Genomic DNA, 14,749 nt, shown 5'->3' on the forward strand with positions numbered 1-14,749 from the left:
TTCATTCCAACGCATTTAAAGTTATGATATCATTGACCAAAAGGAATGATTGGAGAGAAAAAGAAATGGAACTTCTTCAACTACAATATTTTCTTGAGGTAGCTCGATTAGAGCATGTAACCGAAGCTGCCCGAAGCCTCCACGTTACGCAATCGTCGCTAAGCAAAACGATTCAGCGTCTGGAAGAAGATTTAGGGGTACCTTTATTTGATCGCACAGGCAGGAAACTGCGATTAAATGAATTTGGCAACAAATTCATTCGTCGCGCGGAAAGGGCTTTGTTTGAGTTGGAACAGGGGAAGCAGGAGATTAGCGATTTGTCCAGAGCAGAATCTGGTACACTTAAGCTTGCGGTAACCACAGCAAGCACTTTACCCCAGATTATGCGAGAGTTTCGTAAAAAACGTCCTAATATCCAATTTCATGTGCAAATGCTGACCACACTGGAAATGGTCACGCTTTTGCATCGAGGCGAAGTCGATTTTTGCTTGTCGTCCTCTCCTTTTCAGGGGCAAGACATCGAATGTCAAGTTGTCTTTGTTGATCCCATTCTTGTTGCAGTTCCTAATGGGCATCGGCTGGCAGACCGAAGTAGCGTATGTTTAACAGAACTTAAAGATGAAAGCTTTGTCGGCGTGAAAAGAGGATACGGCACTCGTGATTTAGTAGACGCTGTATGCAAATCGGCTGGAATTGACCTTAAATATGTGTATGAGGGCGATGAACCTACACGTTTGATCACTCTTGTAGAAGCTGAAATTGGACTTGCCTTCATACCAAGCACAGCAAAAATATCATGGGAAAAGATTAAATATTTGCAAGTTGAGGATCATGAACTTGTACGTGATATCGCTTTATTATGGCATAAAAGTCGATACATGACGCAAGCTTCATTGGAATTCCGCAAGGTAGTTCTAGACTATTTTGAGGCAATATCAAACCAGTCCAATTAATCTTATTGCATAACTCGTACCGATTCGATGAGCTTATGGAACAACCTACTATTAAATTGAGTATTATAACTTCTAACGAATAACGTGCATAGTATATTTATTAGTTAGAAGTTATGCCCTGAAGTTACTCTACAATCTGGCCCGATTGTTGAATGAAAGTTTAATATATGTTAAAAAAACTTAATACATTGGTGCCTAAGATAGTATTACTTTAAAAAATAGTTTCCCCATTTCATATAATAAAAAAGTTGTTTTCAGCTGCCATATCCAATAATAGGACATATGAACATAGGCGATTATTTACGAATGCTCATTGAAAAAGATATTAATCCTCAATCACCTCGATATCTATTAAAAAATGCAATTAGATCTGGAATTATCTTCAAATAATTCTTTTAATGTCTCTGTTGGAATATGAATAATTTCGTAGTCCCTTTCGTCTTCCCCATACTCTAAAAAAGAATTTTCTTTAAATAAAACAATATACTGCATCAAGTTTCCTTTTATTAAATTCGTTCTTCTTGATTCCTTAATTCTGAAGAATAATACTAAATAACCAGTCGTCAAATAAATTTCGACAACTGGTTAGGTATATACTTTTTCAGCTGTAATATATCAGTAATTTTCACTGCTACCTGTAGAAAGGACACTAAATAGTAGTTTTACCGAAGCAAGATCTCAGCTTCTTTTGCAAATTCATTACTGTTTTTTATGACCAAATTAGCCGTTTCACTCGGATGGCTAAGAGGAAAATGATGACCATATGGAACAAAATCAACCTTACCCAGATGTGAAGGAGCAGAATAGCCTCTGTCAGAATCCCCCCAAATAATGTGAAGATTATACTTTGTTACTTCATTGAAATCACCTTGAACGTTTTTCGATAGTAAACTATTAAGCTGAACCGTAGTATTTAAAATTCTAGGAGAAGTAAAACTTTTACTTAGTTTTTCAATATAATGTTCAGGGATGCTCTCTATACTTTCAAATAAACCATTACTTAATAAATATCGCTCTATCAAATTAGTAGTTGCCAATTTCAATGTCCATTTGTTCTTAAATTGAGGAACATATATCGATTTAGCATTTATTTTAGTAATAGGTGGCTGAAGTAAAGTAATTGTATACTTCTTATCTATGTACTTTTGTACTAATGCTTCCAAAAGAATATACGCACCAAATGAATGGCCAATTAGATGGGCGCCGTTAGTAGCTTTCTCCAATAACTTTTTTAATACATTCAAATAGATATTTAAAAGATTTTTCTCGCGTTTAAAAGGAGAACGTCCCAAACCTGGAAGATCCAAGATCCATACAGGTTGACCCGTTTTTTCATGAAGCTCATGCGCTAAAGGAAATAAATCCTCCCCATCACTCAATAAACCATGTAATAAAATAAACGGTTTTCCTTCTCCGTGTAATTGGTAAAGGGTATTGTTATCGCATAATGTTCGCTCAAATAAATGATGATGTTCACCATTTTGATACATCAATCGATAATCCAGATCAGCTACTACGGCAGGGAAAAAGTTCATGACACTCATCTTCTTAAACCAATCTCCCCCCCTCATGTTTTTCACCGAACCATTTGAAAATGTTCGTTTTGTGATAAAATTCAGTCCATCAGAAGGAATGTTTGTTATTTTACTTACTCCACTTTTCATTATTGTTTTCATAAGCGGCATTGGAACAGAGATTTTTGGTGCCCTCATATTCATACTTTCCGACATAACACTTAATAATTCAGCAATGTTCGGATCGTTCTCTTTGTCATCAACAAGTGTATATGTTTGAATAGCCGGCTGCTCCAATTTGAAAACCTGCACAATAAACTTCGCAAACTCATCGTTTGAAATCAGTGGCAACCTATATCCCTTACCTCCCGGAATCACTGGCATGAGCCCTCTTCGCATACTTGTCACAAGCAAACCTAATCCTGCTATCTGCTCTGTACTCCCTGTTTTACTACTACCAACCACAGTTGGCGGATTAATGACAGACAGCGGATAACCTACTGCTGATGCCTGTTGACGGATATAAAGATCAGCTAAAAATTTTGTTTTCTCATATGGATTTTTTATTTTTAAAAATTTGTTTCCTTCTTTAAATACATCTATCGCAACCTTGCTATTATTATCATCGAAGGGACTCATGTAACCTACAACATGAATAAATTGCTGCAAGCCCTTCAATTGATGAATACTTTTAGCGAATTCACTAATATGTTTGGCGCCATTCAAAAATACAGAAGTTGCCTCTTTGTTTGTCGCTTGAATATCCATGGAGCCTCCTGCGTGAATAATCACATCCGTTTTCAATACCAACTCCTTATCTTCAGCACTTAGACCTAAGTCTATTTTCGTTAAATCACCTTCAATAAAGTGCATATTTTCCTCTTTTAAGATGTCTCTTTCCTGAAAAATCTGTGTTGCTTTACTTTTCGACCTCACTAAAAGAAGAATGTTCACATCCTCTTTGGCTAATTCCTTCACTAATTGCTTTCCAATAAAACCTGTTCCACCCGTTAAAAATACTGTTCTCATAAAAATCCTCCTAGTAGTACTGTTTAGTACTAATTTGATGTAAAAAAAATGCTTCTTTTACCGAAGCAAGTTAAACAAATGATCTGCTGTTTTCATGATTACAGTTGCATCCTCCAGTGTTTCTGAAATAAATAGCGCTCCTTCAAGATTTGTAATAAAAAGAGATGCAACCTCGTCAATATTTATTGTCTTTCTAAATTCACCATTCTCTACCCCTTGTTTAAGGAATAGAGAAACTTTCGTTTGTAAGCCTTTAAAAAAAAGACCTATTTTTTCTTTTACTTTTGTGGCATTTGTAGGACTTTGAATATAAAGCGTAATAAATGGACAGCTCCCCTTATATTCTCTCGTCTGAACTCCTTGTGTTATTTGCTTTAAAAACAGTTTGATACGATCTTCAACTAATAATTGGTTTTGAGATAGTAAGTCATCTATTGCAGATTGATACATTTCAATCCAATAATCAACGACCCCCTCCAACAATTCTTCCTTATTAGAGAAGTGATAATATACATTAGACTTTGAAACTTTGCTTACACGAACTAATTCATCCATGCTTGTATAAGCAAACCCTTTTTCTAAAAATAATGTTGCAGCTACTTCAATTACACGTTTTTGATTCATTAATTTTACCTTTGTCATAATTAGTACTATACAGTACTACAATGGGTGTTGCAAGTATTTTTGTTAGTTTAAAAAAATTTTGATTAAAAATGCGAAACTTTAATTGATTTTAAAAATGTCATTTTGAACAAAATTGAACGGATCCCCAAAACTGTTTTGGATGGCTTGTAATTATTCACTTGTGTTATTTTGCTTTTATGCCCATTAAGGATGATTGACAAAATTGATTCATTAATACCCTTCATTCAATATAAAAACTCCATTTTGATTGATGATGATCAAAATGGAGTGTATTTAACATAATTGTTTATTATCCCTAGCTGTTATTCAAACAATGGTATTATATGCTTTCTAATCAATTCAACACGATCCTTGGCACGTGGCATAAAGCGCGAAGCAATCGAAATGACCATCTTCTTTTGAGGATTTATGAATATTACATTTCCCCCATCACCCAAAGCTGCATAGCAATCATCAAGTATCCACCACAAATAACCATAGGTCAGCTTTCCTGATCGACTTTGTACTTTAGTGCTGTCCTCTATCCATTGAGAAGAAAGAATTTGGCGACCGTTCCATACACCCCCATTTAAATAGAGCTGACCTATTTTGCCCATATCTCGGGTTGTTAACGTAAGTCCCCAACCAGCGGTATTTACTTCCTTAGGATCTACTATCCAGCCAGTGACATATTTATCCTTCAGAAAAGCGAAATAGTCTTCTTTATTTTGTATAGTTGTATTTGTGGGAGCTTTGATTGAAAGAGGTTTAAACAAGTTTTCTGTAGCGAAATCAAGAACAGATTGACCAGTGGCAGTTGTAAGAACACCTGATAAAATATGTGTGCCAACGGTAGAATAGTTAAACACCCCAATACTACCTTTGCCCCCTAGTAAATCCAATGCAGCTTTTACCCAATCAACACTTGAATATACTTTCGTATAAGGCTCTGACTTGTATTTATAGGGTGCAGTCATTGACAACAAATTTGCTATGGTGATGTTTTGAATGGTTTTTTCGCCACGTTTCACTATATAATTTGGAAAAAAATCTAACACATGCTGTTCTATATTTTTCATATATCCTTTATCAATTGCCATTCCAATAAGAATAGAGATGATACTTTTAGTGACAGATGCTATATGCAAAGCATCATCTTGGGTGTACCCATCAAAATATTTTTCGTAAATTAAATGATTATCTTTTCTAATAGCGATGCCTGCTATATTGGAATACTCTTTTTCTATTAAATCTTCCAAGTTATTCATCATTCTGTTTGTTAGGGTTTGACACATTGACGTCAGCTATATCAATCCCCATCCTTTCGCTAAAATGAATCATCAATATTGATGTAATAAAGAATAATTTATTATAAAAAATTATTCAATTCTTTTCTTTTTTCCAGCTAGTATGATAACAAAAAAACGTTAATCCTTGTTCGATTAACGTTACGGTTTCTTTTTATCTATCTTCATTTTCATAATATGCTTCATTCGCATGTTTCTGATCTGTACCTTTAAGGTATGCTAGGATCATTTTAGGACGTTTAAGTAAAACCCAGTCTCCATGCTTGTCAAATTTTCTGCTTGAAGTGATCATTCCATTTTGAATTGTTCCGTATTTTTTTTCGTTCTTTTTTCCCCAATCTTTTAATCGTTTAGCAAAATCGGCATCTTCTGCCATGAGCATATTTTCATTAAATCCATTAATTGCTTGAAAATCTTTTTTGTAGCACCAAAAGATGCCTACAGAAATTGCACCATATTTTAAAAATATTGGTCCGATTAACAACAAAGCTGAAACAAAAATTCCTAAGGACATTCTTTCAAACTTTCCTGTAACGCCCCCGCCAATGTACTTACCTGTGCTTAAGTTCTCCACTGCCTTCGATAACACATGTTCGTTCATCTGTGTATCGGCATCAATTGTGACGATGATTTCCCCTCTTGCTATATCAACGCCAGCGTTCCTAATCTTCGAAAGGTTCTTATCGCTATTTTTTAGTAGGATACAATTATACGATTTTGCAATTTCCTCTGTTCTATCTGTACAGCGATTTAAAACAACAATAATCTCTACTTGATTTTCAAAGGATTTGGAAGCCTTTAAAATAGATTCTAAGCATTTTCCAATGTATTTTTCTTCATTATGGGCTGGTATGACTATTGAAATTTTTATATCCTCTTTCTTTTGCACTTCTAAAGAGTTCTCCATGTCGTACATACAGCTCCTCCCTTTTAAATGTCTTCTGCATTTATAAAATAAACCAGCTGATCAGTCCACTTGTTGTCCTCGTATATGAATCCTTTCCTCGTGCATTCATAAAGCATCCCAACATTTTCTGCTAATTTTATAGATGCCGTATTGTCGAGGTTTATATGAGCTTCTATTCGATGATAATTTAATTTTTCAAAAGCTAGATCAATCGCTGCCTTTACAGCCTCTTTACCATAACCTTTTCTCCAAAAATGGTTATGAATGGTATACCCGAACCTAGCCCATTGAAATTCTTCCCTCATAATTGTGGAAAAGTCTACAAACCCAATATGCGTATTATCTGTTTTTCTAAATACTCCAAATACATACACCTTATCATCCTCAGCCATCTGATGATGCTTAGTAACTAAATCACGAAACCATTCTTTCGTACAGATGCTCATATCTAATTTACCTTCATCGTATTTATGCTGGGAAGGTAAACGATTTTCATATTGCGTAAGCCAAGAAGAGTAATTTCCCTCTTCCATTAATCGAATAATTAATCGTTCTGTTTTCGTCATTATCTTAGTCAATCGAACACCTCATACCTTTCTAAATAGCGATTCATGGAAGTAGTTTACTAGGCTTCTTCGTCTGCAGAGGGGCCGTAGATGCCTGGTACTGGAATATCGAGAAGTCGCAAGTATACCCCAAGTTGCGCCCGATGATGGACCATGTGGCTTAATCCGAAGGTGCGGAACGCAATTGCTCGAGGCTCTTGGCGAATAATATGGTCACCATGACGTAGTGTCCATTCCTCTCCAAGCGTTTTCTCATCACATTCAGTAAGCATCATTTCCAGTTTTCTTACGTTTGTATCGAACTCATCCAGAATGTCAGCTCGCTTTTCTAATGCCTCTCGTCGTAACGGAACGGTGGAAAGATCAAAGTCTAAGTACTGTAAAATAGCCATTTGCCAGTTTAGCAGATTGATTAGGTGCGTGGCCAGACCTCCTAGTGTCATTGATTTCTCATGTGGCCTCCATGTCATATGCTCGTCGGGCAAGCGTTCCAGCATGCGACGAGTAGAAGCCAATTCCTGTGTTGTATCCCCAACAATCAATTGTTTAACCATAAAATCCCTCTCCTCCCTTTTAATCAGCATACTATAAATTCCATTCAAGGGGAAAGCTCTCAAATAAGTTTTTATGCTATGGTTAAACCTTTTTTAGACTGTTAGAATATGTAAATACTTCGAGGGTTTTGCAGTTTGAAGAAATGTTCATAAGGGAATATACTAGATTGAACAAAAAGGGGTGGAGACAAGGTGAAAATAAGAACATTTTTGTTGTTAATGATTTGTTCCTTAGCGTTAGTTGCTTGTAACGATCAGAAAGAAGCATCGGAGGTGATAGAAATTCAAGAATTAATTAATTTCGATGAAGTGCAACCCGATACTTTACAACAAATCTCCGATGCGAAAGATATTAAAATTATAGAAAAAACATTTAAAAAAGCTAGAGAATTCGGTGAGGTCGATAACGAAATTGCTCCGCAGTATAAGATCAAACTAAACGATGATGAATACTATCTATGGATTGATAATACAATCACTGGGACAATAGCAAACGTAAACAGTAAAAATATGTTCTACAATATCCTAGCTACCGATGAATTTAAAGAGGCCATTAATTATCGAGAGCAGAATAAATGATTTTTAAATAATTGTAGCAACGATCTGTAAGAAACATAGATTGTTGCTATTTTTTTAGGGTATGTTTCATATTATCTAGCTTCATGTTGCTGGGAATGTTCTCTCACTTTTTCAACGGATATAGAGCCCCTCCGTATTAGCGATCTTTTCTAATAACTCAAGATTATGTTGGCTGTAAATTAAAAAGGCTAAGCCATTCCCACTAAATACAATATTCTCCTCAGGTAAAATAAAATGTAAATGGAGATGGTCCGAAACAGCTAATTTTATTAGTGAATTTAACATTGTGTATTCATCAATGTTTACAAAAGTTCCTTCTGTAAGATCTTTAGGTATAATTTTACCCCACTCATTCTCGTAGACTTTATAATACAATTGATCCTTATATAAAGGATCTGGTAAATAATAAAATGCATAAAATTCAGATGATTTTAACCACATCAATTCAAAAAATCTCTCGAATTTTTCAAGGCTTTTCTGGTACGAATGATAATCCTGCGTTTTTTGTTGGAAATCGACCATCTCTAATTTATCGAAGAATACTTCAACTTGACTATATTTTTCATTACTTTTTATCTGATAAGGGTAAATATCAAGTATTTTAGCACTTTCATAATCATACAATTGCTCTAGTAATTCTTCTAATTTTTTACTGTCTTTATTAGTTGCTTCCTTGCAAATACAATCGATTATATTTTCTAATGACATACCTTTTGACTCCTTTAATTCCTTCTTCAGCACAGCAATGCAACGATCATAGTATACCACCTTTCTATTGTTGCACCACGCCAGCGTTTTACAAGCTATGCAGCTTTTCCTACTTTCTGATACCAGCCCTCCCCATCTGTCACTAATAAAATTTGTCCAACTTTATGGTAGTGCTTTCTTACATAGTTTAAATAGATGGAATATTTAGATTTTTATTGATGGAATGGAAATGATTAATTATACTTAAATGATTAACGTTCGATTAGAAACAAATAATACTAGAGTATTGGGGAGAGAAGAATGGAAGAATTAAAAGTAGAAAAAGCAATTCAAGATATTTATCCAGATGATATCGCTTGGTGTTATGGGTGTGGCCGTTTGAATGATGATGGTCATCATCTTCGCACGGGGTGGCATGGTGATAAGACGATTACAATCTATACACCTGAATCAAAATATATGGGTATTCCAGGATTTATCTATGGTGGTTTAATTGCTTCATTAATTGATTGCCATGGAACAGGGTCGGCAGCGCTTGCCTTGCATCGTAAAAATGGACATGAAATTGGTGATGGAGCGGAGCCACCTCGATTTGTAACGGCTAACCTTAATGTAGATTTCCTAAAGCCAACACCCCAACATGTTCCATTAAAGGCAATTGGCACTGTTGAGGAAATTCACCCGAAAAAATGGAAAGTAGAAACTGAAGTTTACGCGCAGGATACGCTTTGTGCTCGTGGAACAGTAGTTCTTGTAGTCATGCCTAGTACTTTTCTAAATAAAAATGATTAGCATTTTTTATCCTCACTAAAATAAGAAGAGCACATCTTATTTATAGATGTGCTCTTCTACTGCGTTTTTAATGGATTATATAATCAAGGAACTGTATTACTAATAACTGTCACAAAGCCATTTCTCGTGGCAGTTTCCATTAACGAATAAATAGAGTCACTGGCTGTTTTGTTAAACTCATACCATTTGTCAACAGTGGCATCATAAATCAACACGTCTGGCTGTCCAGTCAAAGGTTTATCTGAAGATTGCACCAACGAATAGAGATCATAACGTGCTATGCTACTACCTTCCTTGTTCAAGAAATCATATTGGCCCATTTTATAATAGCCCCCAATTACGGTGCTATGGACAGACCAGGTGTAGTCGTTAGGCTGTTTTATCTTCTTGCCCATATTTTTAGTAAATATACGGTGCATTTCTTCCATATAGGCATTGCCATTGATTTGCTCGACTACTCCCCCCATTGTCATGTGGTATTCATGAAGTAATGCTTTCACTTCAACACCCTTAATCATCAATGGCTCTGTATCGATTGAGATCGTTAAATGATCGTATTGAACTTTACAGCCAAAGGTTTCTGCTAGAAAACGTAATGGTACAATGGTGCGTCCATTCTTTAAGTATGGCTTTGCATCCAATAATACCGTTTTTCCATTTACTGTGGCTTTACTACTGTTTAACTTTAAACTGACTTTCATCTCACTTTGGGTCAGTATTACTTGCCCATCCGACCAATGCACCTTAGCCCCTAAATTTTCACTAATCACGCGTAAAGGTACCATTGTTCGATTGTTTTTTATTTCGGGCTTCACATCCGTTTGTACTGTCATACCGTCCACTTTTAGTTGACTACTAGCTGCTGTAGCAGTTGTGATCGATGTAAGAATGACAATCAACATAAGGAAAATACCTGAACATATTTTTTTCATGATTATTAGCTCCTTTACTTCGCTATCATTACTTCATTCCATATGAACCCTATTATTTCCTTCTGCTATGAGCTACGATAACAAAAAAATCCTGCATTTTCGCAGGATTTTTAAGTAAACTTTATGCGGTTTATATATAGGTACGCTATTTCGTACCACTTGCACCAAATCCAGATTCTCCACGGACCGTTTGAGATAATTCATCTACTTCCACTAATTGAATAGAAGGAACAAATTGTATAACCATTTGAGCAATGCGCATTGATTTTTCTACGATAAACGGTTCTTGACCATGGTTGATTAAAATAACACCGATTTCGCCTCTATAGCCTTCATCTATAGTGCCTGGGCTATTCAGTACGGTTACACTATGCTTTAATGCTAGTCCACTTCTTGGTCGAATTTGGGCTTCCGTTCCCTTAGGTAACTCAATCTGAATACCTGTCTTAATGAGTTTGGCTACGCCTGCTGGGATTTCTACTGCTTCTATGGAATAGAGGTCCATGCCTGCATCACCAGGGTTGGCTTGTATCGGTAGCATGGCATCAGCGTGAACTTTTTTAATTTTTACTTCTAGATTCATTGTTCTTCATCCTTAACGATTAAAATTGAATGTGTCATCTGTGATCGGCGCAACTTTTGCCTTGGCATAGGTAGCACCCTTTTGTGAAAAGAAATCATATGTGGAGCCTTCATTACGAATACCATTCATCACAATTGGATTGACTTCCTCTTCTGGGAACATGGCTTCAAAGCCGACATTCATTAAAGCTTTATTAGCATTATAACGTACATATGCTCGCACTTCAGGTGATAATCCTGTTTCCGCATAAATATCATCTGTATACTTCATTTCATTTTGATATAAATCTAATAATAGCTCATAGCCCCATAAATGTAGCTCTTCTTGCTTTTCCTTTGAAAATTGCTTGAATAAATTTTGAGCAAAAAATCCAACTGCTACCCCATGGATAGATTCATCGCGCAAGATGAGTGAAATAATCTCGGCACTGTTTCGTAGGAAGCCTTGTCCTCCTAAGTATAGTGGATAGAAAAAGCCAGAATAAAACAGGAAAGATTCAAGCATAACGGATGAAAACATCGCTTTCCATAAGCTCTCTGGATTGCCTTCTTCAATACTATTATAAATGTCTGCTATTTTATTGGCTTTATACTGTAGAAATTCATTTTTCTTGACCCATTCAAATAGCTCGTCGATTTCTTCGTTTGTACAAAGCGTTGTGAAAATATAAGAATAGGACTTGGCATGTATCGCCTCGAATGCATCAAAAACGGTTAGGACAGCCTTTTCCTGTAAATCGTCTGTATAAGCAGCAACACGATTCATCCCGATATTTGTTTGTACAGTATCCAGTAAGGTTAATCCTGCAAATACTTTTTTATATGTGTCCTGATGCTCAAAGCTTTTCCATTGTTTAATATCTTTACTGACCGCAATTTCTTCTGGAAACCAAATTTGCTTCCATTGCTGGTCCCAAAATATTTGGGCAAGCTCACTTGTTGCCTTATTCCAATTGACTGCCTCATAAATTATATTTGACATGCTACACACTCCTCTAAGCTTTGTAATCGTTGACGAACATAGTAAACAGACTTAATGCCCTTTATCCACGCATAAATGTATACTTTAGCCAATTGTTCGGTTGTCCAATTGTCCGTTACATAAAGCGTCATGGAAATACCTTGGTCAACGTGCTTTTGAGAAGCTGCATATAAATCAATTAAATCATACGGATTTACATCATACGCCTCCACATATAAATGACTATTGTCATTTGTTAAATGAGGCATTGGATAAATGGTTCTACTATCGGCGTAATCACGAACCTCTACGCGCTCTGTACATGGTGCGATTGAAGCCGTACAGCTACGAATATATGAAATACTACCAGTTGGGGCAATAGCCAAACGATAGGAATGGAATAGACCGTACTGCATTACATCCTGCTTTAACGTTTCCCACATCTTGTTTGTGATGATTGGAATATTGCCAAGCGCCTTCAACACAGCAGGCGATAGTTCTTCTTCAGTTTTATTGATATATTGGTCAAAATAGCTACCTGATGCATAATCACTGTCCTCAAATCGGTAGAAGGTTGCAGCTTTTTCTTTCGCCATTTCCATCGAAGATTTCAGAGAATAATAGTTCATCGCTTCCATAAAGTGATCCATGAAATCAATGGAATCTTTTGAGCCGTACAGGATGCCTTCTGTCACGAGATGCCCATGGAGGTTCATACAGCCAAGCCCTACAGAATGCATTAATTGATTGGCTTTTGCAACAGACGGAACATTCTTAATGTGTGTCATTTGCGATACATTCGTTAATAGGTGCATGGCTGTATCGACTAATGCGCCGAAATCATTGACTTTACTTGCTGCATGGATATCGATGGAACCTAAGTTACACGATACATCTAATCCATAGTCATTTGGTTGATCCTGGTCCGTAATGATACTTGTCTCTTGTACTTGTAAGATTTCTGTACATAAATTGGACATTTTGACACGTCCAATATTTTTTAAAGGATGTACCTTATTGACATTATCATCAAAGATTTCAAACGGATAGCCTGATTCAAATTGTGCTTTTTTCACCTCTGTGTAAAGCTTACGTGCATTTAAACGTTTAATTTTACGAATTTTAGGGTTATCAAGTAGCTCGTAGTACATGTCTGAAATAGAAATTTCAGACATACGTTTGCCATATTCTTTAAAAATATCGTATGGGCTAAACAAAACAATATCCTTATCACGTTTCATCAGTTCGAAGAAAATACTAGGTATAATAATCCCTGTTGAAAGGGTAGCGAGGCGAATTTTATCATCAGCATTTGGTTTTTTTGATGAAATGAAATTTTCTATGTCTGCATGGAAAATATTTAGATAGACAACACCTGAGCCATTTCGTTGCCCTAACTGATTAGAATAACTGAAAGAATTTTCTAACAGTTTCGCTACTGGGATGACACCACTTGCACGATTTAATATCTCTTTAATTGGATCACCTAATGGACGTAAATCTGTTAAGTTGACCCCAACTCCACCACCAAGGCGTGATAGCTCTAAACAATAGCCAATATTTTCAGCAATACTATTCATGGAGTCATCCATTGATAATTTAAAGCAGCTGACTAATTCACCACGTGCTTTCTTACCACTATTTAAAGCAGTTGGTGTTGCAGGCTGATAGGCTTCCATCATTGCTTCGACAGAGCGTTCTGCTAGAGCCGTGTTGCCTTGAGCTAAATACAAAGCAATAATGACAATACGATCCTCATACTTTTCTAAGATTTCTTCCCCATCACGACTTTTCATAGCATAGCTATCGTAAAATTTGCTTGCGCTCATAAAGGATGGAAAGCGGAAATTATAATCATAGGCTTTCTTGTACAGCTTCTTAATAAATTCCATTTCGTACATGTCGATAAATGCTTTCTCATAGTAGCCCTCATCAACTAAATAGCGGATTTTTTCTTCAATATCTATAAAATAACGCAAACGTACGTTAACATACTCTAAAAAGTAGCGGCGCGTAGCTTCGCGGTCCTTTTCTAACTCCAGTAATCCAGTTGTACTATAACGATTCAGTACGTCATTATTAAGCTTTAAATAGGTTTTCATCTCATTACCCTCGTTTCATAAAACGTTTGTATTGCTTCGTAATCCGTTTGATTACCTCGTAAATCTAATTTCCTTACTAAGGGTACATGATAGGTAGCAGCGATTTTCTCACCAGCAGCGCCAAATACATGATGACCGAAGTTACTATTCCCACTGGCAACTACTCCTTTACAAAAATCCCTGTTTTTTTCTAAGAAACGTTGTACCTTTGCTGGAATGTCACCTAAACCATCTGTGTAGGTAATTAAGAGATATGGCTTGTTCAATCGCAATTCTTCCGAGAGCTCGATACATTCTGCCTTTAATTTGGATACAACATTTCGGACATTACCTGTACGACTCGCGTAAACAATCATAGGGCAATCAACTCAATTTGAGAAACAATTTCCTGAACATCTCCTATGAAAGTTTCATTCATCTCTAAAACAGGCACACTTAAAAAACCTGCGTCAATAATCGTTTGCTTTGCTTGTTCATCGTGATCGATGTTAACAATTTCAGCTTCAAGTCCTGCACGTTGTAGTTCAGATTTTACCCATAGGCATTTTGGACAAATTGTTTTCGTATAAAGTTTCATAGAAATCCCTCTTTTCATAAAATAAAAAAGCCTATCTCCTCTAGAGAGATAGGCTAAATGGA

Annotated in this window: 16 protein-coding genes; 3 read left to right on the plus strand and 13 right to left on the minus strand. The window is 36.1% G+C overall.

All coding sequences use genetic code 11. From position 1 onward, the window contains the following. Positions 1–65: 65 nt before the first annotated feature. Positions 66–953 (plus strand): LysR family transcriptional regulator, encoded by an 888-nt coding sequence (locus B3D98_RS08710; protein WP_048392734.1) that lies wholly within the window; start codon positions 66–68, stop codon positions 951–953. Between the two features lie 662 nt (positions 954–1,615). Here the strand turns inward: B3D98_RS08710 and B3D98_RS08715 are convergent. From B3D98_RS08715 to B3D98_RS08740, 6 genes are all read right to left on the minus strand, one after another. Further along, positions 1,616–3,496: an alpha/beta fold hydrolase gene (locus B3D98_RS08715; RefSeq protein WP_288582445.1), complete on the minus strand. Its 1,881-nt coding sequence runs from the start codon at positions 3,494–3,496 to the stop codon at positions 1,616–1,618. Positions 3,497–3,553: 57 nt separating this feature from the next. Beyond that, entirely contained in the window at positions 3,554–4,120 is a 567-nt protein-coding gene (locus B3D98_RS08720; protein ID WP_288582591.1) for a TetR/AcrR family transcriptional regulator, read from the minus strand. A 323-nt stretch (positions 4,121–4,443) separates the two neighbouring features. Further along, positions 4,444–5,388, minus strand: coding sequence for a serine hydrolase domain-containing protein (locus B3D98_RS08725; protein WP_288582447.1), 945 nt, complete (start codon positions 5,386–5,388; stop codon positions 4,444–4,446). Positions 5,389–5,581: 193 nt separating this feature from the next. After that, a complete protein-coding gene (locus B3D98_RS08730; protein ID WP_259950146.1) occupies positions 5,582–6,343 on the minus strand; it encodes a glycosyltransferase in 762 nt (253 codons plus the stop codon). 14 nt (positions 6,344–6,357) lie between these two features. Further along, positions 6,358–6,912 (minus strand): GNAT family N-acetyltransferase, encoded by a 555-nt coding sequence (locus tag B3D98_RS08735; RefSeq protein ID WP_288582449.1) that lies wholly within the window; start codon positions 6,910–6,912, stop codon positions 6,358–6,360. A 47-nt stretch (positions 6,913–6,959) separates the two neighbouring features. Then, entirely contained in the window at positions 6,960–7,454 is a 495-nt protein-coding gene (locus B3D98_RS08740) for a DinB family protein (protein ID WP_048392745.1), read from the minus strand. Positions 7,455–7,646: 192 nt separating this feature from the next. On the opposite strand from B3D98_RS08740, the gene B3D98_RS08745 reads away from it, so the two are divergent. Further along, positions 7,647–8,033 (plus strand): hypothetical protein, encoded by a 387-nt coding sequence (locus B3D98_RS08745; protein ID WP_054550170.1) that lies wholly within the window; start codon positions 7,647–7,649, stop codon positions 8,031–8,033. A 111-nt stretch (positions 8,034–8,144) separates the two neighbouring features. Here B3D98_RS08745 and B3D98_RS08750 read toward each other — a convergent pair whose 3' ends face one another. Then, positions 8,145–8,741 carry a hypothetical protein gene (locus B3D98_RS08750; RefSeq protein WP_288582451.1) on the minus strand — a complete coding sequence of 199 codons (597 nt, stop codon included), beginning with the start codon at positions 8,739–8,741 and terminating at the stop codon, positions 8,145–8,147. 300 nt (positions 8,742–9,041) lie between these two features. Between B3D98_RS08750 and B3D98_RS08755 the strand changes: the two genes are divergently transcribed. Next, positions 9,042–9,533: a PaaI family thioesterase gene (locus tag B3D98_RS08755; protein WP_048392750.1), complete on the plus strand. Its 492-nt coding sequence runs from the start codon at positions 9,042–9,044 to the stop codon at positions 9,531–9,533. Positions 9,534–9,616: 83 nt separating this feature from the next. On the opposite strand, the gene B3D98_RS08760 is transcribed toward B3D98_RS08755, so the two are convergent. The 6 genes from B3D98_RS08760 to B3D98_RS08785 all read right to left on the minus strand — a co-directional run bounded on the left by B3D98_RS08760 (position 9,617) and on the right by B3D98_RS08785 (position 14,687). Beyond that, entirely contained in the window at positions 9,617–10,465 is an 849-nt protein-coding gene (locus B3D98_RS08760; protein ID WP_288582454.1) for a copper amine oxidase N-terminal domain-containing protein, read from the minus strand. Positions 10,466–10,610: 145 nt separating this feature from the next. Further along, a complete protein-coding gene (dut, locus tag B3D98_RS08765) occupies positions 10,611–11,048 on the minus strand; it encodes a dUTP diphosphatase (RefSeq protein ID WP_048392753.1) in 438 nt (145 codons plus the stop codon). Between the two features lie 12 nt (positions 11,049–11,060). Next, complete coding sequence (gene nrdF, locus B3D98_RS08770) at positions 11,061–12,029, minus strand: class 1b ribonucleoside-diphosphate reductase subunit beta (protein WP_004229921.1); 969 nt, start codon at positions 12,027–12,029, stop codon at positions 11,061–11,063. Continuing rightward, complete coding sequence (gene nrdE / locus B3D98_RS08775) at positions 12,017–14,110, minus strand: class 1b ribonucleoside-diphosphate reductase subunit alpha (protein WP_054550167.1); 2,094 nt, start codon at positions 14,108–14,110, stop codon at positions 12,017–12,019. The genes nrdF and nrdE overlap by 13 nt, the downstream gene beginning before the upstream one ends. After that, positions 14,107–14,466, minus strand: coding sequence for a class Ib ribonucleoside-diphosphate reductase assembly flavoprotein NrdI (nrdI, locus tag B3D98_RS08780; protein ID WP_048392755.1), 360 nt, complete (start codon positions 14,464–14,466; stop codon positions 14,107–14,109). The genes nrdE and nrdI overlap by 4 nt, the downstream gene beginning before the upstream one ends. Further along, positions 14,463–14,687, minus strand: a complete 225-nt coding sequence (locus tag B3D98_RS08785) for a glutaredoxin family protein (RefSeq protein WP_004229925.1) — start codon at positions 14,685–14,687, stop codon at positions 14,463–14,465. The genes nrdI and B3D98_RS08785 overlap by 4 nt, the downstream gene beginning before the upstream one ends. Positions 14,688–14,749 lie beyond the last annotated feature (62 nt).

It is taken from the genome of Lysinibacillus sp. UBA5994 (assembly GCF_002429725.1).
GTDB lineage: Bacteria > Bacillota > Bacilli > Bacillales_A > Planococcaceae > Lysinibacillus > Lysinibacillus capsici.

What these genes read in the sequence shown, in the direction of transcription:
- B3D98_RS08715 (WP_288582445.1), bottom strand. Translation starts at nt 3,496, where the DNA reads ATGAGAACAGTATTTTTAACGGGTGGAACAGGTTTTATTGGAAAGCAA.
- B3D98_RS08725 (WP_288582447.1), bottom strand. Translation starts at nt 5,388, where the DNA reads ATGAATAACTTGGAAGATTTAATAGAAAAAGAGTATTCCAATATAGCA.
- B3D98_RS08760 (WP_288582454.1), bottom strand. Translation starts at nt 10,465, where the DNA reads ATGAAAAAAATATGTTCAGGTATTTTCCTTATGTTGATTGTCATTCTT.
- B3D98_RS08720 (WP_288582591.1), bottom strand. Translation starts at nt 4,120, where the DNA reads ATGAATCAAAAACGTGTAATTGAAGTAGCTGCAACATTATTTTTAGAA.
- B3D98_RS08740 (WP_048392745.1), bottom strand. Translation starts at nt 7,454, where the DNA reads ATGGTTAAACAATTGATTGTTGGGGATACAACACAGGAATTGGCTTCT.
- B3D98_RS08710 (WP_048392734.1), top strand. Translation starts at nt 66, where the DNA reads ATGGAACTTCTTCAACTACAATATTTTCTTGAGGTAGCTCGATTAGAG.
- nrdE (WP_054550167.1), bottom strand. Translation starts at nt 14,110, where the DNA reads ATGAAAACCTATTTAAAGCTTAATAATGACGTACTGAATCGTTATAGT.
- B3D98_RS08785 (WP_004229925.1), bottom strand. Translation starts at nt 14,687, where the DNA reads ATGAAACTTTATACGAAAACAATTTGTCCAAAATGCCTATGGGTAAAA.
- B3D98_RS08750 (WP_288582451.1), bottom strand. Translation starts at nt 8,741, where the DNA reads ATGTCATTAGAAAATATAATCGATTGTATTTGCAAGGAAGCAACTAAT.
- B3D98_RS08755 (WP_048392750.1), top strand. Translation starts at nt 9,042, where the DNA reads ATGGAAGAATTAAAAGTAGAAAAAGCAATTCAAGATATTTATCCAGAT.
- nrdI (WP_048392755.1), bottom strand. Translation starts at nt 14,466, where the DNA reads ATGATTGTTTACGCGAGTCGTACAGGTAATGTCCGAAATGTTGTATCC.
- nrdF (WP_004229921.1), bottom strand. Translation starts at nt 12,029, where the DNA reads ATGTCAAATATAATTTATGAGGCAGTCAATTGGAATAAGGCAACAAGT.
- B3D98_RS08730 (WP_259950146.1), bottom strand. Translation starts at nt 6,343, where the DNA reads ATGTACGACATGGAGAACTCTTTAGAAGTGCAAAAGAAAGAGGATATA.
- dut (WP_048392753.1), bottom strand. Translation starts at nt 11,048, where the DNA reads ATGAATCTAGAAGTAAAAATTAAAAAAGTTCACGCTGATGCCATGCTA.